Here is a 17,208-nt window from a genome sequence, read left to right as displayed (position 1 = left end):
GTTCCAAAAAGAAGCCCGCCAAGTGAGCGGGCAGGGAATCAATCGGGGGTGTCTTGCGCGCCGTCCATCTCGCGCACGAAGTCCAGTGTTTGCGCTGTGTGCTGCGGCGCGGCTGGTTGCGGTGCGGGCGCTTGCAGCACTTCGCCGGTGTCTCCATCAATGACGGTGGTGGGCGCGGCGGCCGGGGCAATCGGGGCGCGAATGGCGGCTTTTTGCTCGTCGGTGAGGGTGTGTTTGCTCTCCACGGTGGCGATGACGTCTTCTGCGCTCTTGCGCCCGGCTTCGATGGCTTTGCGCCAGGTGGGCAGGTTGGCGGTGAATTTGTCTTCGGGGTAGGGGGTCTTGGCTGGGCGTACTTCTTCGACCGCCCCCATGTGCTTGACGGCAGGTTGTGCTTCAGCGATGCGTTCGGCTTCGTCCTGGTCGTAGATGCCGCCGTAGCCGAATGCCAGGCGGGCGCACTGGATCATGGCCTTGTGGCGGAAAAAACGCTTGGTGTGCGTTTGCCACGGGCCAATAATGCTTTCGTCGCCGTATTTGCTTTTCATCGGCTCCCGGTACACCTCGTCCAGATATTCCCGCACGACAGTTGGGCGGCTTCGGCTTTTGCGGTAGATGGCGCACTCCATCCATTCCGGAGCTTGCGTTTTTGCGCCGGGCATCTGAATCATGGTTTCGGATTGCCGAAACTCCATGCCGTCAAAGTCGGGGTGGTTGTTGATGATGCGCGCCCAGCCGTCAACACCCACGACGGGCACGATGCCGTTTTTCCGGTCCGGGAAGGCGTAAATCTCCTTCGTCCAGGGGTTCAAGGCGTATTGATTGGCAACCACCAGAAGCGCGGTCATTTGCGCATCGGACACTTGCTCTTTGAAGGCGGTGGCCTTGAGGGTTTCGATCAGCCCCGCCCCGTCGCCCATGTCGAGTTTCTGGGCAAGGGTGCGGGTCAGGGTGGTTAGGGCTGTGCTCATGGTGTTCTCCAATGGGTTGTGATGGGGGATTCAGCGTGTGCGCTGCCCAGCCTGGGCCAGCAGCCAGGCCATGTGCAGGGCTTGGCGTCTGCCTGTGCCGCTGCGGCGGTAGAGGCGGTAGGTGGCGATGAAGTCGGCGATCATTTCTTGCTCCAAAAGAAAAGCCGCCTGAGCAAGGGCGGCTTGGGTTGGGTCAACAGGATGGTTTGCCAGCGCTCGTCCACGCGGGGCATGGCGCGGCGCTCGAATGCAAGGCCGATCTTGACGCGGCCTGTGTTCAGCGGCGTCATGGCAGTGGCAGTCCCTTGCCGGCCTCTGCAGCAATCTCGGCGACCACGCGATCTACCGGGTAGGCCCGGCGCTCCAGGTGCGCGCCCAGGGTGACCAGGGCGGCGATGATGGTGATGGCCAGGGCTCTCATACAGGTTCATACTCCTCGGTGGCGCTGTGTTCGATTTCAGCCAGGCGGTATGCCTCTGCGGCAAGGTGTTTGCGCATCAGGCTTTCCAGCCTGCCTGTGCTCAGGAAGCCGCTGCTGTGCTGCAGGCAGTGCTGCATGCAGCGCAGCGCCAGGGCGTAGAGTTCGTCGTCGTCGGCCAAGGCCTCGCCGATGGTTTGCTCCAGGGTGATGCCTGCGCCGGTTTTTTTCTGCCAGTCGCCATGCATGAGCATGGTTTCGTACTGGTAGGCCAGCGCGTCAATTTCATTGGCGCGCCGCTCCAGATCGGCGCTTTCGTCAGCTCGGCGCTGGGCGTCGTCGATCTTTTGGTCGCCGGCTGACCAGTTCTGCGAGTAATTCATGGCTGGGCCTCCAGGTAGTAGTCGAGTGCGGCCATTTGCTGGCCGGCGATGTAGCCCGCCAGGTATTGCAGGCGGGCGACGGGGCGGGTTTCCAATGGGCGGCAGGGCGCGCCGCAGATGGCGGCATAGGCGCCGATGCGCCAGTCAAGTGGGCGGCGCATGGCCGCCAGGCGAGCAAGGGCTGTCATGGCGTTGACCAAGAAAAAGCCCGCACGAGGCGGGCAAATGCACTGAGGGTTTTCACTGCCACTTTTTGGGTATTTCAGGTCTGTGGCTCGGCAATGATGTGGTGTCTTACTTTCTCAGAGGATTTCATGGCGGCCAATGAAAAGCAGATGCGCCACCTCAATGCACTTTGCAGTAGAGCTGGCATCTCTATGGATGCAGCAAGGTCTTTGTGGATTGCGGTCAGAAGGGGGAAGCCAGATGCCCAAGTTGCTTGGAACACATTGCTTCGGCAAAACCCTTCACTTGTTGAGTTGATGCAGCACTTCGCCCAGGAAACCAGGACCATGCGCAAGAAGGCTGGAAAGCGGATCCATAAGCGCTTCGGCAATCCTGTATCAAGCCCCAAGGGGGCTTGGGCTAGAGTCAAAAAGGTGGAGCTCAAGGAGTTCAACACTTTGCTTCAAGGCGGCCTGCCATCTCTTGGGAAGGCAAGCAGGTAGTTGAATGGCTGGGCAGCGTCCTTGCGCAACCAAAGGGGCGAATCGGCTGAATGTCGCTCATGCAGCCTTTGGCGTGCTGCCCTGTGGGGCTGTCTCCGGCTATGCCGGCTCCCACTGACGCGCTGGCCGCGTCTTTGCTGATTGCTATCAGTGCCGTCTTGCTGGATGGGTGTTGTTGCCTCCAGCTAGCGCCTTGGCCATGCATCGCGCCTTTGCGTGCATGTTGGACGGTTCCCCGGCCAAGGTTTTTCACCCGGTGCTTCACCCAACCGGGAAACGTCGTGCGGTACGTGTTGCCACGCATCAGGCCATTGGGCCATCTCGCACAAACCATTCTGTTTCAGAGCCTGTCGGGCTGCGGCCCAATGGCTGCCGCCCCAGCAACACGCGAGAAGAGGGCCGGAACATCCGGGGTGCATCCTCACAAACCGGCATTGCCTTGCCTTTGCTGCCGCGCTCCCACATCCGTTGCGCGGCGGTTTGGTGTGTTGATGGGTGAATATTAGGCTTAGCCTTATTAAATGTCAATAGGTGAAGCCTAATTTTTGCCTAAAATTCCCCCAGGCAAAAAAAAGCCGCCCGTGGGCGGCGTGGAGGCTATGGGGCAGGTGGGGCAGCATGCCGGGCGTGCCTGCAGGGCCTCGCAAGACCTGCAGCAGCTAATTCCGCCTGCGGGTTTTATGATGGCCTGCGGATGATTGTTTCTCCTGCAGGTTTCGTGATAGCCTGCACCTTTCATCAACTCCTGCTTTTGTCATGCCTGCAGCGCCCTCGGGTTGGCCTTCTGAGGCTTGTGCGCTGCAACAGCAGGCGGGTGCATACCCTGGGTGTGCGGGCGCAAAAATACCCGCTGGGGGGCGGCTGAGGCTTGTCAGGAGGCAATCAGCCCGCTGGCCTTGGCCAAGGCTTGCGCTGCCGCGGCTTTGTCGATGGCGTAGTCGGCGCAAACGCGGGCCGATCTCAGGCTGGCAAGGGCGTAGCCGATTTTCTTGCTGGCGAGTTTTTGCGCCGCGCTGCAACTGGGGTGCGGGTGGGAGAGGCGGTTGATGAGCTCTTGGTGTATGCCGCCCTCAGGCCCGTGGCCGCTGCCCGGCAGGGGAAGGGTCTTGGCAAATGCTGCCGCATGATGGTAGGCGGCGTAGTAGCTGCGGCTGATGCTGCAGCGCAGCTCGGCCTCGTCGCTGGCGTTCAGGGCGCGCTGTGCGACTTGCAGGATGTCGTTGGGCGTGACGGGCATGGCGCTTCAGATCTTGCCTTGGAAGCTGATGGTGAAGCCGGGGCTGACAAAGAGGTCGGCCAGAATGATGCGTTCGGCCAGTTCTTGGCTGAGCTGCTCGGCCTCCTCAATGGAGACGGGCAGATCGTATGTCATGTGGATGAACGGCTGTTGGATGGGATGCTCGGCCGGCAAGGTGAACAGAAGGGTGTGGCCTTGCGTGCTGATGCCTTTCTCTTCCAGCAGCGTGCCGACCTGGTCTATGGATTGGGCGATGATGTCGTCGGTGACGCCCAGTTCATCCATGATGCGCGTGGCCGATTGCGCGCGCTCGAACTCCTTGTGCGCTTGCAGCATGATGTTGTCTTCTTTGGCTTGGCGCATGAGTGCGGTGATGCTTTGAAAGGCGCCGATGCTTTCCAGCACGGGCAATAGACGCGATGCCGAATAAGGGCGCGCCTTGAGAGCGAAGGGCAAAAATTTGTGCGCCTGCCCAGCCTTGAGCGCAGTGGCATAGTAAAAGATTTTGGTATATCCGGCGTGTTCGGTAAAGCCGTTTTGTTCCATTTCGCGGATGGCGCGCCACAACGCAGGCCGATTGCCCAGGGTGGCCTCCAGGTGGCAGTTGGCCATGTCTGCGGCCAGCCTGTCGGTTCTGCCCAGCTTGTCGATCTCCTGCCGGATTCTTCGCTCAAGGAAGGGGTTGGCCTGCGGCGCTGGGGGCAGGCTCTCGATCATTTGGGAAATGTGGCTCGATTGTGTGGCTGGTTGTGGCATGAGTCACCTGAAATCGCTGAGATGCTTTGCCATGTGCGCATGGCCTTCAAGGCTGCTGGAGCTTATCTCTTGCGCTCCATTTCCAATGTGCGCGACTCGCCTGTGGTGTGGTCTGTGACTTCTACTTCGACGTACCTGCCATTGGCGCGGATAGATTCGACGGTGACGTCGATGTATTCGCCTTGGCTGTAGTCGTAAATTTCAATGTCTCGGCCGCTACGCACGAGATTGCCCTTTTCGATTTTCACATAAGCGCCGTTATCCGCGTCGTAGCCATCCCAGGCAAAAGCATGGGTGGCGGCGGCAAGGAGGCTAATTGCTGTTATCAGATTTTTCATTGGTGATTTCCTTTTGCGGCGGGTTATTGAGTGGATATTTAAAATCTTTGCGGCACATTCTTTTGTAGATTGCATGTCCCTTGGAAAAGAGTTCGATATTCTGGAGGAGGGGTGCTTATGGAAATTTCTCCTGTGAATCTGTTGATAATTGTCTCAATGCCGAGATTGTCGCTAAAAGAAATTTGGCTCGGTGAAACGTTGGATGTATGCATCCATTCGCCTTCATATTGAACATAAAGTCGATTCTCAGAAAACCGAATTGTTCTTGTTATTGTTGGGAGGTCAAGGCCCTGCCTTGGAGCTAATGTGCAAGACAATGCCTTCAGATCATTTGCGTCTGATGCGCTTTGAGAATTTCTTGCAGCCTCCTTAATGTCCATGCCTGCGGCGTAATGGCACGCGAAATCAATGATTGGGTAGTAAACTAGCGGAACTGTTCTCCTTTGGGTCTCTGGTTCCTTATCTCCAGCATCCTTTGATAGCTTTTGAGACTGTTCTTCTGGCGTGAGGAATTTTATTTTCTCATTGATTTCTATCTTTTTATTTTTATATTCCGGTGGTGTGTATGTGATTTGTCCATAACTTCCGTCATCCCTTTTGGGGAAGAAGGTGTATAGAACTGTTGCTATTTTCTTGGATTTGCAGTTAACGACACTTGACCGTTTTAATACTGGTTGGAAGTCATCCTCTTTGTTGCGTAAGAAGTCGTAGCTTTCCACAATTTTGAGGTGTGGGGTCTTTTCTCCGGTATCTTGTATGGTGGCAATGGTTCTTGATTTGTTTGTCATTTGTATGAATTCCTGCGCCAACGATGCATTGTGGATCGTTAGCAAGGTGTAAGAAATTAAGATATTGAAAATTGTTTTTTTCTTCATATTTTGGCCGATTGTTAAAGGCGTATACCGTAATGGATGCAATACGTTGAGGTGTTTAGGCCTCCAGTTGTTCATAGCCCGCCTGTGCCAGATTTGTCCCGCACGCGGCCCAAAACGGTGATGAATTCCTGCGCCTGCTCCAGAGTGAGGGTTTCGTCTGGGTATTGCTTTTGGTTTTCGCTGCGAAGGGTCAGAGTGCCATCGCCGCGCCTGAAGAGTAGGCGCTTGAGGCGCAGGTCTTCGCCGTAGAGGATGGCGTAAATGCTCCCGTCTTTGATGCGCTCGAAGCCGCCTTCTTCCAGGTTGACTAGCACGACGTCGTTGGGGTAGAGCAAAGGGATCATGCTTTCGCCCGTGACCTTGAAGCGCCGCAAGTGCTTGGGATTGAGTCCTTCACCCTGCAGCCATGAGAGGCGGTAGGTGGCGGGCTCGCGCATTTCCTCGATTTCGTAGCTGACTGCTGGCCGCCCTGGTCCGGCGCTCAGTCGTAGGCTGTATTCAGGGATGGCCACCATGCCCTCGGGCAGTTCGTCGTCGGGGTGCTGCCCGATGATGAATGACGCGGCAGTTGTGGTCTTGGCTTGTCCAGCCACAGCGGTGGCGTCGAGCCCCCAGTGCTCAGGGCCAACTACGTCAGAGAAATAAGCCCACAACTCCGGTAGCTTGTCCTTGGAGATTACGCCTCGCTTGAGCCAGTCTTGGACAGACGGCGGCTTCACGCCAAAGTGCTCTGCGACTTCCACTTGTTTGACGCCTTTAAGTGCGATGGCGCGCCTAAGGGCATCACCAAGTTCTTTTCCTGTAAGCATTGCCTAATATTCCTTCAAATCTGACAAAGAAGGCAATTCCTAACATGCCCTTGCTTTGATAAGGCTTCGCCTTATAATCGAGGCATGAATGAAGCTATCAACTCGGCCGCGACTGCCGCTGGCGGCCAATCCGCCTTAGCGAGGCTGCTTGGAATTAAGCCCCCCACTGTGAATCAGTGGGTAAAGGGAACTCGTGCTGTGCCGGCTCGGTTCTGCCCCGACATCGAGGCCGCAACCGGCGTGCCCTGCGAGGAGCTGCGCCCGGATGTGAACTGGGCGGTGTTGCGTGGTGGTCGGGGTGTGGGCCATGACTGAACTATTCCGCTCCCCCGCTGAAAGGTCACGCAAGACGCACGCGCGGGTGCTTGCACGGATGCAAGAGCCGGGCAGCCAGGTTGCCATTGCTGCAAGTCTGGGCGTGAGCGAATCGACGATCTCGCGCATCAAGAACGAGAAGCTGGCCGATTGCCTGGCACTCCTGTACGCCGTCGGCCTAAAGGTGGTGGATCAGGATGCTGTGTGCATCCAACCCGAAGCGCTGGCCTTCATGCGCCTGACGGCCTTGCGTGCGCTGGCCAATGACGAGGCGGCGCAGCAGTTTTTTGGGGAGGACGCATGAGGCCATCGAGCAAGCAGCTGCAGGCGAGCGCCCGCCGCCTGGGCGATGAGGCTGCGCAGGCGTGCGCAGAAAAGCAGGAATCGGCCACGCCGGGTTTTGGCGATCGGGCCTATCAATTCATCGTGGCCCATGTGCGCGATCACGGGCCAATCAGCGGCGAGCTGGTGACGAATGCGGCCAAGTTGGCCGGGATCAGGCCAAACGACGATAGGGCCTTCGGAGCGGTGTACGCCAAGGCGATCCGTGAGGGGGCGATTCGCGTGATTGGGACGACTGCCCGCATCAAGGGGCATGGGACGGGCGGCGCCCGGGTTTATGTGAAAGGAGCGCGGGCATGACCGGCGATGTGATCAAGGCACTGATGGCCAAGCCCATCGCGTTTCACAGGGCGTTTGTCGATCTGGGGGTGGGTATCACTGGTGCGGTGATGCTGTCCCAGGCGTTCTATTGGAGCCAGAAGACGGCCGATGGCTGGTTCTTCAAGGGGCAGGTCGATTGGACGCGAGAGACAGGCCTGACTCGCTACGAGCAGGAGGGCGCGCGCCATGCATTGCGCGCCATCGGGGTGCTGCATGAGCAGCGCAAGGGCCATCCTGCGCGGCTGTTTTTTAGGGTTGATTTTGATCGGCTGGCCGAGCTTTTGATGGCTGGCACGGATGGCAAGAAGGTGCCCAAAACGCCAGTATGCGCAATTTCCGCAGACTGCCAGAATGGGGAAATCCAGCATGAGGAAAACCAGCAATCTAGTGCGCGGAAAACCAGCAATCTAGATTGCGGAAAACCAGCAGACAGGAATGTGGAAATCCCGCAATCTATATATAAAGAAAAGATTACAACAAAGATTACATCAAAGACTACATCAAAGAATTCCGTGGCGCTGCCGCGCCCCGATGGCGGGCAGGTGGCGGGCGAGGATGCCAACGCGCTGCAGGCTGCTTGCCGCACGACGTGGCAGGCGTACAGCGATGCGCACCAGCGGCGCTACGGCACGAAGCCGGTGCGCAATGCGAAGGTGAACGCGAATGTGCGGCAGTTGGTGCAGCGCCTGGGGGCGGATGAGGCTCCGCAGGTGGCGGCGTTTTTCGTCGATTGCGTCAACGATGCGTTTGTGGTGCGCGCCTGCCACGGCATTGGGCTGTTGCTGGCGCAGGCTGAGGGCTACCGCACGCAGTGGGCCTCGGGCCAGGCGATGACGGCGACCAGGGCGCGGCAGATCGACCAGACGCAGAGCAATGCGGATGTGGCGGCTGAGGCGATTGCGATGCTGCGGGCCAAGCGGGCCGGGCAGGCGGCCAAGGCAGAGTTTGTGGATGTGGAGGCGCGGCCATGCTGAGCGAGCGCGATGTGGAGTGGCTGGTGGCGACGTTGGTGGCCACTGCCGAGGTGTTGGGCCAGCAGTTGACGCCTGCAGCGGCGTTGTTGATGGCCGAGGATTTGGCGAGCTTTGACCGCGAGGTGCTGGCCCGGGCGCTGGCGCGGGTGCGCAGCGAGCATGCGGGCCGGCTGACGCTGAAGGTGGTGCTGGACCGCGTTGATGAGCTGTCTGGCCGCCTGGCGCCCAATGAGGCGTGGGCGCTGGCGCTGCGGGCGCTGGATGAGCGCGAGACGGTGGTGTGGACGGATGAGGTGTGCCAGGCCTGGGCGCAGGCGCGGCCGATTGCCCAGGCGGGCGACAAGGTGGGCGCGCGCATGGCGTTTGTGTCGGCCTATGAGCGGATTGTGCGCGAGGGCCGCGAGGCGCGCCGCCGGCCGGCGGTGCTGGTGTCCGAGGGTTGGGATGCGGCCGGGCGCAATGCGGCGCTGGATCAGGCGGTGAGTGCTGGGCTGTTGACGGCCGAGCAGGCGCAGCAGCACCGGCCGCAGTTGCAGGCCCCGGCGTTCAATCCGATGGCGCTGCTGACCAGCGATCTGGCGCGGCCGATTGAAGCGCCGGCGCAGATCAAGGCCCGGCTGGCCGCTTTGCGTGCGGAGATTCGCCGGCGAACGATTGAGGCCGATGAGGCCCGGGCGGCAGAGCTGGCGGCGCAGCAGGCGCAGTGGGATGAGCGCAAGCGCCAGGCGGCGGAGATGGCGCGCGCGGCGCTGAAGGCCGAGCCGCAGCCGGTGGCGCAGTCGCCAGTGCGGGAGGCGGCGTGACATGTGCAACGTGCCTGACATGCAAGCACTGGCAGCCCAAGGCCAACCCGGAGATGACGCGCTGCGGTTTCGCGCCGTGCGCGCTGGGGCCGGGGTATCGGTTCCTGCCCATGCAGGGCGCGTGCGCACGGCATGCGCCGGCCGATGCCCAGGTGAGCGATGCGCGCATGCAGTGGGCCGCATCCTTGCGCGCACGGCGCGCGATTGGGAGTTGAGGTGAGGCCTGGGCCGCCCAATCCCAGGCCGCTGGGGACGTTGACGCCTGCGGGGGCGACGGCGCAGCTGTTGTTTGTGTTGGCGCGCCAGCCGAGCAAGTTCTGGAGCCACCAGGAGATTGTGCGGCACATGCCGGTGCCCAAGAGCCTGGGGTGGGCGTTGCGCCATGCGCAGATTTTGGGGTGGGTGGAGCGCACGCCGGATCATCGCTCGCCGCGGTATTTGCGCTATCGGATTACGCCCGGCGGCCTGCAGGCGTTTGGGGGTGGGGCATGAAGCCGGCGTGGCCTGCGCCGCGCCGCGCCCAGGCGCCGCAGCTGCGGGCTGCGCCGCGTTTGCGGGTGCCCAGGCGGGGCGAGCGCGGCGAGCGTGAGCAGTTGTTGGCGTTGCTGGCGATGGCGCAGGCGCTGCCGCTGGCGGTGGATGTGGCGGCGCTGCGCGCGCGGCTGCAGGAGTTGGGGGAGTTGGGGTGATGGAGTCTTTGGAGTTGGAGTTGCACAACCGGCAGCAGGCGTGGGCGCTGATGCGCTCGCAGTTGTTTCCGTTTCTGGGGGCGGCTTTGCAGGGCGGCTCGCGCTGGGTGTTGAGGGTGTCGCGGCGCAAGCGCACGCTGCGGCAGAACAGGCGGTATTGGGGCAATGGGGTGCTCAAGCAGATTGCAGAGCAGGCGACGGTCAATGGCCGGATGTTTGATGCGCAGACGTGGCATGAGTTTTTCAAGCGCCGGTTCATTGGGGTGGTGGAGCTGCCCGATGGCTCGGTGGTGGGCAAGAGCAGCACGGGGCTGAGTACGGCTGAGTTTTGCCGCTTCAGCGATGAGGTGGAGGCGTATGCGGCCACGGAGCTGGGGGTGGTGTTCTATGACTTGCTGCCGCATTCGGCTCATGCGGAGGATGGGCGATGAATAACCGGCTGACGCAGCGGGAGCGGCGGCATTTGGCACGGGTGAAGGCGTTGCCGTGCAGTGTGTGCGGCGCGCATGGCCCGAGTGAGGCGCACCATGTGCGCCAGGGGGCGCAGTATTTGTGCGTGGCGCTGTGTGCGGATTGCCACCGGGGCGCGGTGCTGGGCTGGCATGGCCAGCGCCGGGCGTGGGCGGTGCGCAAGATGGATGAGTTGGATGCGCTGGCGGTGACGGTGCGCGCGTTGCTGGAGGGGGCCTGATGTTTGTGCGGATGACGGCCGATCAGTGGGCGGCCGCGCAGCGGCGCAATGCGCAGGCGGGCGCGCCGAGGGCCAGGCGCGGGGTGCACCAGAAGTATGGGAATCAGCGCGTGACGACGGAGGCTGGCGAGCGCTTTGACAGTAAGGCGGAGTATCGCCATTGGCTGCATTTGCGGGTGCTGGAGCAGGCCGGGCGGATTCGCGATTTGCGCCGGCAGGTGGCGTTTGAGTTGGCGCCTGCTGTGGTGCTGGGCGGGCGCAGGAAGCCGGCGCTGCGCTATGTGGCGGATTTCGTGTATCTGGATGAGGCGGGGCGGCAGGTGGTGGAGGATGTGAAGGGGGCGGTGACGCCGGTGTGGCAGATCAAGCGGCATTTGATGGCCGCAGTGCATGGGATTGAGGTCAAGGAGGTGAGGGCGTGAGCGCGAAGAATGGGTTTGGGTTGACGCCGCCGCAGGATTTGTTTGCGCGCCAGGTGGCTGGCGGTTTGCCGCTGGCGCAGGCGTATGTGCGGGCGTACCCGAAGGCGGCGGCGTGGAAGGCGGAGTCTGTGCGGGTGAAGTCCAGTGAGTTGGCGTCGAATGTGAACGTTGCGAAACGCATCCAGATGTTGCAGGCGCAGGCGGCGGATCGAGCGGTGGTGTCTGCTGAGCGTCTGGTGCGGGAGATTGCGCGGCTGGCGTTTTCAGACCCGCGCAAGCTGGTGGACGCGCAGGGGAAGATGCTGGCGCTGCATGAGCTGGACGATGACACGGCGGCGGCGCTGGCGTCGGTGGAGATCGATGAGTACGGGAAGGTGAAGTACAAGCTGTGGGACAAGGGGCCGGCGCAGGAGCGGTTGGCGAAGTTCCTGGGGCTGTATGAGAAGGACAACCGGCAGAAAACTGACCCGCTGGTGGAGTTGACGCGCGCGATGCTGGGCGGCGTGGTGGGGGCGAAGGGGATTGATCTTGGCGATGCAGGGGCAGACTGAGGCGTTGGGCCAGGAGGAGGTGCTGGCGCGCTACCGCGACCCAGCCTGGCGCCTGCAGCACCTCTACCGGATTGTGACCAAGGGCGATGGGGGCGAGGATTCGCTGGTGGTGGTGTTTCGGCCCAATCGGGCGCAGCGGCGGTTTCTGGCGCGGATGCACACGCGCAATGTGATCCTGAAGGCGCGGCAGCTGGGGTTTTCGACGCTGATTGCGATCCTTTGGCTGGACACGGCGCTGTTCAGCCGCGACCCGGTGGCGTGCGCGATTGTGGCGCAGGACAGGGAGACGGCGGGCAAGTTGTTTGCGAAGATCACGTTTGCCTATGACCGGCTGCCGGATGTGCTCAAGGCGATGTTCCCGGTGGCCAAGCGCACGGCGGAGGAAATCCAGTTTGGGCACAACGGCGCGAGCGTGCGTGTGGCCACGAGTGCGCGCGGCGGGACGATCCACCGGCTGCACGTTTCGGAGATGGGCAAGATTGGGGCGAAGTACCCGGAGAAGGCCAAGGAGATTGTGACGGGCTCGATTCCGGCGGTGCCGGCCTCTGGCGTGGTGGTGGTGGAGTCCACGGCGGAGGGGCAGTCGGGGCGGTTTTACGAGATGGTGCAGGCGGCCACGCAGGTGCAGGAGTTGGGGCGGCCTTTGACGGCGCGCGACTATCGGCTGCATTTTTTTGCGTGGTGGCAGGAGCCCAGCTATGTGCTGGAGCCGCAGGGCATTGAGGCTACGCCGGCGGATGTGGCGTATTTCCACGAGGTGCAGGCGCGCTGCTCCATCCAGCTGACGGCGGCGCAGATGGCGTGGTACATGGCGACGCTGCGCAGTGCGGATTTCGCGGGGGAGCGGCCGCTGATGTGGCAGGAGTACCCGAGTTTTCCAGAGGAGCCGTTCAAGGTGTCCACGGAGGGGTGCTACTACGCGCAGCAGTTGGCCGATGCGCGCCGGCAGGGGCGGGTGCTGCCGGCGCTGCCGGTGTTGCCGGGGGTGCCGGTCAATTCGTTTTGGGATTTGGGCGCGAACGACAACACGGCGATTTGGCTGCACCAGCAGGTGGGGGCGGAGGATCGGTTTGTCCGCTTCATCAAGGCCAGCGGGGAGCCGTTGGCGTTTTATGTGGGGTGGTTGCAGCAGCAGGCGGTGGTGTTCGGGCGGCATTTCTTGCCGCACGATGCGGATCACAAGCGGCTGGGCACGGATCCGCAGCGCAATCAGTCGGTGCGGGAGATGCTCGAGCAGTTGTTGCCGGGCCAGCGCTTTGAGGTGGTGGATCGCATTCCGCATGTGCTCACGGGGATTCAGGCGGTGCGCGCGGCGCTGGCGTCGTGCTGGTTCGACGAGTCGCAGTGCAGCGAGGGCTTGCGCGATTTGGGCACGTACCGCAAGCAGTGGGATGAGCGGCGCGGGACGTGGAAGGATGCGCCGTTTCACGGGCCGGATTCGGATGCGGCCGATGCGTTTCGGCAGTTTGCCCAGGCCAAGGCGGCGGGCTTGTTGCCGGGCTCGCAGTTGGTGGTCGATGGGATTGCGCGCAAGGCCGGCTATGGGTTTGTGCGCAGGCGTGGCTCGCCGATGGCGGCGGGGTGAGGCCATCGGTTCCAAGCATGGCACAACCGGGGTTGTTTGGGTTTCCTGGTGGCCTGTATGGGGATTTCGATCAATACGCAGCGCGCGCACATGACGCGGCAGCTGGGCGATGTGGTGGTGGTGTTGACGTGGGTCAACGATGAGCGGGCGATGGTGCTGCTGCCGGCCTATCGTCCAGGTGCGCCGTGGTTCATTGTGATGGATGGCGCGGCTTGGCAGTATGACGATCCGCGCTATTTGGCGCGGGCTGCGGCCAAGGCGGCCGAGGTGCTGGGCATGCCCGGCAGCGCGGTGAAGTTGGCGGGGATCATGCACGATCACTTGGATGATTTGCTGACGATGCCCAGCGCGCCGCCGCCAGAGAAGACGCGGGCGACGTTTGGCGAGATGCGCATGTTGGCCGATGGCAAGCTGGTGGGCGGCGAGGAGGTTCGCCTGGATGTGCCGCAGGGGGCGCGCTATGCATGATGTGCGCTCCAACCACAAGGCGCCGGGCGATTCGCTGTTTGCTGACGCGGTGCCTGAGGTGGCGCCCACGGATGCGCTGGACGGCGAGCAGGCGCAGGCGCTGTTGCGCAGGTTGCTGGGCTGGCTGCAGGATGAGCGCGATTTGCAGGCGCAAAACCGTCTGGATATGGCGATCGACGCGGACATGTACGACGGGATGCAGTGGACGCCCGAGGACATGGCCGAGGTGCAGGGCCGGGGGCAGTTGCCGCTGGTGTTCAATGAGATCGCGCCGATGGTCGATTGGATGATCGGCACGGAGCGCCGCTCGCGCGTGGATGCGCGGGTGTTGCCGCGCACCGAGGAGGATGTGGCCATGGCCGACGTGAAGACGAAGGTCATGAAGTACATGAGCGACGTGAACCGCGCGGTGTTTGTGCGCAGCGCGGCGTTTGCCGAGGCGGTCAAGTCCGGCCTGTCGTGGATTGACGATGGGGTCAGGGACGATCCGAGCAAGGAGAAGGTCTACAAGACGCATGAGTCCTGGCGCAATGTGCTGCACGATTCGCGCGCGGTGCGCAGCATGGATTTGGCCGGTTGCCGTTATTTGTTCCGCTGGCGCGATATTGATCTGGATGTGGCGCAGGCGATGTTCCCTGGGCGCGCGCGGCTGCTCCAGGAGGCGGCGCGCGATTTTTCTGCCGATCCGGGCGAGGATGGCGATGTGGATGGCTGGGGCGGGCCGCTGGCGGCGTATGCGGCTGGGCGGCGCGGCTCGGGCGCGATGTTCGCAGGGGTGGGCCATGCGCCGCAGGGGCGGCGGGTGGTGCGCATTTATGAGTGCCAGTACCGGCAGCCGCAGCGCTCGCGCATGGTGCAGGATGGGCCGTTCAAGGGGGTGTTCGATTCGGAGCTGGACCCGATTGTGCAGGCGGCGCTGGCGCGGGATGCGTCGTTGGGCATCGTCGAGAAGGTGGCGATGCGCATGCAGATTGCGCTGTTCGTGCCGGGCGGGATGTTGGCGATGGGGCCGGCGCCGTGGCGGCACAACGATTTCAGCCTGACGCCGGTGTGGTGCTATCGGCGCAGCCGCGATGGGATGCCGTATGGGGTGATCCGCCGTGTGCGGGATTTGCAGCTGGATCTCAACAAGCGCGCGAGCAAGGCCAATTTCCTGATCAACACGAATCAGATCATTGCCGAGGAGGGGGCGACCGACGATTGGGACACGCTGCGCGATGAGGCCAGCCGCCCCGATGGGGTGATCATCAAGAAGCGGGGCACGGAGCTGGTGCTGCGCCGCGATGCGGAGCAGGTGGCCGGGCAGGTGCAGATGATGCAGTACAACGCCCAGGCGATCCAGAAGACGGGCGGCGTGGCCGACGAGAACCTGGGGCGGCAGACGAACGCGGTCAGCGGCGAGGCGATCAAGGCGCGGCAGTTGCAGGGCTCGGTGGTGACGACAGAGCCGTTCGATAACCTGCGCCTGGCCATTCAGCTCTCGGGCAGCAAGGAGCTGAGCCTGATTGAGCAGTTCATGAGCGAGGAGAAGGTGATCCGGCTGGTGGGTGAGAAGAGCCGGCTCGATTGGGTGAAGGTCAATCAGGTGGAGGTCGGGCCGGATGGCTCGGTGCGGGTGCTCGATGACATTACGGCCAGCCTGGCCGATTTTGTGGTGAGTGAGCAGGACTACGCGGGCACGATGCGGCAGGTGATGTTCGACAGCATCAATGCGCTGGCGCAGCGGGTGCCGCCTGAGGTTGGGCTGCGGCTGATGACGATGGCGTTCGAGTATTCAGACCTGCCCAACAAGGATGAGATCGCAGGGGCGTTTCGGCGCATCACGGGCGAACCAGACCCGGACAAGGAGCCCACGCCAGAGGAGCTGCAGGCGCAGCAGCAGCAGGCGCAAGAGCAGCAGCAGGCGCTGCAGATGCAGCGCGAGGATGCGCGCCTGGCGCTGCAGGAGCGGCAGGCGAAGGTGCGCGAGATCAATGCGCGGGCGGCGCAGCTGGAGGCCCAGGTGCAGGCGGCGGGCGCTGGTGTGGATGCGCAGCTTGCCGGCCAGGCGCAGCGCCAGGCGATGCAGGCGCAGGCGCAGGCCAGCGATGAGATCGAGGCGCTGTCGCAGAAGTTGGCGCAGGCGCAAGGGGAGATGCTGCGCTTGCGGATCAAGGCCGAGAGCGATTTGGAGCGCGCGCGCATCGATGCAGACACGCGCGTGAAGGTGGCGCAGATCAACGCGGGCGCGGACGCCAAGCTGGGCAACATCATCAAGCGGCTGGACGCTGTCAGTGCCAAGGTCCAGCGCGCGCAATCGACGGGCACGAAACGACAAGAGGATTTTGCAAATGACGACGCAAGCAGCAATGGAAGTGGCGATGCCTGATTGGCTCTCGGACGAGGAGCGCGAGGCGATGGCGCTGGATTTGGGGCCGCAGCAAGAGGGCGTGCAAGGTGATGCGGACGATGGGCCGGAGGATGAGGCGCAGGCTGCCAGCCAGACCGCGCAGGATGAGGCGCCGCAGCACGACGATGGGCCGGCGGGCGAGGCTGCGCCGCAGCAGCAGGCGACGCAGGCGCCAGAGGAGGGCGATGCGGGCCAGGCGGATGGGGCCGCCGATGCCCAGGCCGCGCAGCCGCCCCAGGAGCCTGAGGCTGCGCCGATGCCGGCGGCGCCGTATCAGTACCAGTTGCCGCAGGACTATGCCCAGCGGGTGCAGGCGTTGAAAGAGAAGTTTGCGGATCTGGATGAGCGCATGGGTTTGGGCGAGATGGGCGCGGGCGAGTATGGCAAGCAGCTGCGCGCGCTGATGGCCGAGCAGCGCACGCTGGACGATTTGCAGGCGCGCCACGATCTGGCCAGGGACATGGCCGAGCAGGCGCAGGCTGAGGCGCAGCGCCGCGAGTCTGCCGGGTGGGATGCGGCGCTGAAGGCGCTGATTGCCAGCATCAAGGATGAGCCGGGCGCGCCCGATTACAACGATGACGCAGTGATGGGCGCGGCCCTGGGCCAGCAGGTGCAGGCGGTGCTGGCTGCGCGCGGGTTCACGGGCGGGCCGGTGCTGGACAAGGAGCAGGTGCTGCAGACGGCGCACCGTGCGGTGCAGTTTTTGCGCACGGGGCAGATGCCGGCCGCTGCTGTGGGCACGACCACAACCCCGGCAGCAGCGCCTGTGGCAGCGCCAGCGGTGGATGCCAGGGCGGCCAAGGAGGCTGTGGCAAAGGCGCGCGCGGCGGATGTGGGCCGGGCCGTGCCGACGCTGGCGACGCTGCCCGGCGCTGACAATGGCGCCGATGGCGGTGAGTTTGCGGCGCTCAATGGTCTCGATGGCGACAAGCTGGAGGCGGCGCTGGGCAAGCTCGCGCGCACCAACCCGGAGGCGTACGCGCGTTATTTGGCGCAGGAGTGAGGCATGGCGTTGGTGCTGGAGTTGCGGCCGGGGCAGGCGCTGCAGGTGGGCGCGGCAACGATCCGCTATGAGTACAAGAGCGGCAATGTGGCGCGCCTGCACGTTGCCGCGCCCAAGGAGGTGCCGGTGCACAAGTGCGAGGGCGAAAATTTTTCGCAGGCCGCGCCCGCTACGGTTCCAAGCATGCGCCAATAGCGGCT

General features: G+C 63.0%; 26 protein-coding genes. 16 read left to right on the top strand and 10 right to left on the bottom strand.

The window, feature by feature from the left end:
* Nucleotides 1-38: 38 nt before the first annotated feature.
* From bet to CLI93_RS11300, 5 genes are all read right to left on the bottom strand, one after another.
* Entirely contained in the window at nucleotides 39-971 is a 933-nt protein-coding gene (gene bet / locus CLI93_RS11310) for a phage recombination protein Bet (protein WP_095542537.1), read from the bottom strand.
* A gap of 140 nt (nucleotides 972-1,111) precedes the next feature.
* Entirely contained in the window at nucleotides 1,112-1,261 is a 150-nt protein-coding gene (locus CLI93_RS15180; RefSeq protein WP_172424282.1) for a hypothetical protein, read from the bottom strand.
* On the bottom strand, nucleotides 1,258-1,392 hold the full coding sequence (locus CLI93_RS15570) for a hypothetical protein (protein ID WP_275249437.1): 135 nt from the start codon (nucleotides 1,390-1,392) through the stop codon (nucleotides 1,258-1,260). Before CLI93_RS15570 ends, CLI93_RS15180 begins: the two co-directional genes overlap by 4 nt.
* Nucleotides 1,389-1,772: a hypothetical protein gene (locus CLI93_RS11305; RefSeq protein ID WP_095542538.1), complete on the bottom strand. Its 384-nt coding sequence runs from the start codon at nucleotides 1,770-1,772 to the stop codon at nucleotides 1,389-1,391. Before CLI93_RS11305 ends, CLI93_RS15570 begins: the two co-directional genes overlap by 4 nt.
* Entirely contained in the window at nucleotides 1,769-1,960 is a 192-nt protein-coding gene (locus CLI93_RS11300; RefSeq protein WP_095995894.1) for a hypothetical protein, read from the bottom strand. Before CLI93_RS11300 ends, CLI93_RS11305 begins: the two co-directional genes overlap by 4 nt.
* Nucleotides 1,961-2,086: 126 nt before the next feature.
* Between CLI93_RS11300 and CLI93_RS11295 the strand changes: the two genes are divergently transcribed.
* Nucleotides 2,087-2,440, top strand: coding sequence for a hypothetical protein (locus CLI93_RS11295; RefSeq protein WP_143326407.1), 354 nt, complete (start codon nucleotides 2,087-2,089; stop codon nucleotides 2,438-2,440).
* A gap of 871 nt (nucleotides 2,441-3,311) precedes the next feature.
* On the opposite strand, the gene CLI93_RS11290 is transcribed toward CLI93_RS11295, so the two are convergent.
* The 5 genes from CLI93_RS11290 to CLI93_RS15565 form a co-directional block, all read right to left on the bottom strand.
* A complete protein-coding gene (locus CLI93_RS11290) occupies nucleotides 3,312-3,677 on the bottom strand; it encodes a hypothetical protein (protein ID WP_095542541.1) in 366 nt (121 codons plus the stop codon).
* Nucleotides 3,678-3,683: 6 nt separating this feature from the next.
* Entirely contained in the window at nucleotides 3,684-4,394 is a 711-nt protein-coding gene (locus CLI93_RS11285) for a hypothetical protein (protein ID WP_095542542.1), read from the bottom strand.
* Between the two features lie 101 nt (nucleotides 4,395-4,495).
* A complete protein-coding gene (locus CLI93_RS11280; RefSeq protein WP_095542543.1) occupies nucleotides 4,496-4,771 on the bottom strand; it encodes a DUF5334 family protein in 276 nt (91 codons plus the stop codon).
* 38 nt (nucleotides 4,772-4,809) lie between these two features.
* A complete protein-coding gene (locus tag CLI93_RS14960) occupies nucleotides 4,810-5,646 on the bottom strand; it encodes a hypothetical protein (RefSeq protein WP_143327010.1) in 837 nt (278 codons plus the stop codon).
* 71 nt (nucleotides 5,647-5,717) lie between these two features.
* Nucleotides 5,718-6,389 carry a S24 family peptidase gene (locus tag CLI93_RS15565; protein ID WP_144290856.1) on the bottom strand — a complete coding sequence of 224 codons (672 nt, stop codon included), beginning with the start codon at nucleotides 6,387-6,389 and terminating at the stop codon, nucleotides 5,718-5,720.
* A gap of 150 nt (nucleotides 6,390-6,539) precedes the next feature.
* Between CLI93_RS15565 and CLI93_RS11270 the strand changes: the two genes are divergently transcribed.
* From CLI93_RS11270 to CLI93_RS11195, 15 genes are all read left to right on the top strand, one after another.
* Nucleotides 6,540-6,770, top strand: a complete 231-nt coding sequence (locus CLI93_RS11270) for a transcriptional regulator (RefSeq protein WP_095542545.1) — start codon at nucleotides 6,540-6,542, stop codon at nucleotides 6,768-6,770.
* Nucleotides 6,763-7,074: a hypothetical protein gene (locus CLI93_RS11265; protein WP_143326409.1), complete on the top strand. Its 312-nt coding sequence runs from the start codon at nucleotides 6,763-6,765 to the stop codon at nucleotides 7,072-7,074. Before CLI93_RS11270 ends, CLI93_RS11265 begins: the two co-directional genes overlap by 8 nt.
* Entirely contained in the window at nucleotides 7,071-7,412 is a 342-nt protein-coding gene (locus tag CLI93_RS11260; protein ID WP_238945817.1) for a hypothetical protein, read from the top strand. Before CLI93_RS11265 ends, CLI93_RS11260 begins: the two co-directional genes overlap by 4 nt.
* The gene (locus CLI93_RS11255; protein ID WP_095542547.1) at nucleotides 7,409-8,407 is read left to right on the top strand and encodes a hypothetical protein; all 999 of its coding nucleotides are present in this window, start codon (nucleotides 7,409-7,411) and stop codon (nucleotides 8,405-8,407) included. Before CLI93_RS11260 ends, CLI93_RS11255 begins: the two co-directional genes overlap by 4 nt.
* A complete protein-coding gene (locus tag CLI93_RS11250; RefSeq protein ID WP_095542548.1) occupies nucleotides 8,401-9,210 on the top strand; it encodes a hypothetical protein in 810 nt (269 codons plus the stop codon). The genes CLI93_RS11255 and CLI93_RS11250 overlap by 7 nt, the downstream gene beginning before the upstream one ends.
* Nucleotides 9,211-9,698: 488 nt before the next feature.
* Nucleotides 9,699-9,899 (top strand): hypothetical protein, encoded by a 201-nt coding sequence (locus tag CLI93_RS11240; RefSeq protein WP_095542550.1) that lies wholly within the window; start codon nucleotides 9,699-9,701, stop codon nucleotides 9,897-9,899.
* 14 nt (nucleotides 9,900-9,913) lie between these two features.
* On the top strand, nucleotides 9,914-10,330 hold the full coding sequence (locus CLI93_RS11235; RefSeq protein ID WP_172424283.1) for a recombination protein NinB: 417 nt from the start codon (nucleotides 9,914-9,916) through the stop codon (nucleotides 10,328-10,330).
* Nucleotides 10,327-10,590, top strand: a complete 264-nt coding sequence (locus CLI93_RS11230) for a hypothetical protein (protein ID WP_095542552.1) — start codon at nucleotides 10,327-10,329, stop codon at nucleotides 10,588-10,590. The genes CLI93_RS11235 and CLI93_RS11230 overlap by 4 nt, the downstream gene beginning before the upstream one ends.
* Nucleotides 10,590-11,012 (top strand): DUF1064 domain-containing protein, encoded by a 423-nt coding sequence (locus CLI93_RS11225; RefSeq protein WP_238945818.1) that lies wholly within the window; start codon nucleotides 10,590-10,592, stop codon nucleotides 11,010-11,012. The genes CLI93_RS11230 and CLI93_RS11225 overlap by 1 nt, the downstream gene beginning before the upstream one ends.
* Nucleotides 11,009-11,563, top strand: a complete 555-nt coding sequence (locus CLI93_RS11220; RefSeq protein WP_095542553.1) for a terminase small subunit — start codon at nucleotides 11,009-11,011, stop codon at nucleotides 11,561-11,563. The genes CLI93_RS11225 and CLI93_RS11220 overlap by 4 nt, the downstream gene beginning before the upstream one ends.
* Entirely contained in the window at nucleotides 11,541-13,148 is a 1,608-nt protein-coding gene (locus CLI93_RS11215; protein WP_238946663.1) for a terminase large subunit, read from the top strand. Before CLI93_RS11220 ends, CLI93_RS11215 begins: the two co-directional genes overlap by 23 nt.
* 57 nt (nucleotides 13,149-13,205) lie before the next feature.
* The gene (locus CLI93_RS11210) at nucleotides 13,206-13,616 is read left to right on the top strand and encodes a hypothetical protein (protein ID WP_095995893.1); all 411 of its coding nucleotides are present in this window, start codon (nucleotides 13,206-13,208) and stop codon (nucleotides 13,614-13,616) included.
* Nucleotides 13,552-15,984, top strand: coding sequence for a portal protein (locus tag CLI93_RS11205; protein ID WP_476726709.1), 2,433 nt, complete (start codon nucleotides 13,552-13,554; stop codon nucleotides 15,982-15,984). The genes CLI93_RS11210 and CLI93_RS11205 overlap by 65 nt, the downstream gene beginning before the upstream one ends.
* Complete coding sequence (locus CLI93_RS15175) at nucleotides 15,977-17,008, top strand: hypothetical protein (protein WP_238945821.1); 1,032 nt, start codon at nucleotides 15,977-15,979, stop codon at nucleotides 17,006-17,008. Before CLI93_RS11205 ends, CLI93_RS15175 begins: the two co-directional genes overlap by 8 nt.
* Nucleotides 17,009-17,011: 3 nt before the next feature.
* The gene (locus tag CLI93_RS11195; protein ID WP_095542556.1) at nucleotides 17,012-17,203 is read left to right on the top strand and encodes a hypothetical protein; all 192 of its coding nucleotides are present in this window, start codon (nucleotides 17,012-17,014) and stop codon (nucleotides 17,201-17,203) included.
* Nucleotides 17,204-17,208: the final 5 nt, after the last annotated feature.

It is taken from the genome of Vandammella animalimorsus (genome assembly GCF_002288875.1).
In the GTDB taxonomy this organism is placed as follows: Bacteria; Pseudomonadota; Gammaproteobacteria; order Burkholderiales; family Burkholderiaceae_C; genus Lampropedia; species Lampropedia animalimorsus.
Note: the sequence above shows the minus strand (reverse complement) of the source record. Positions and strands in the feature narration are given on the sequence as shown.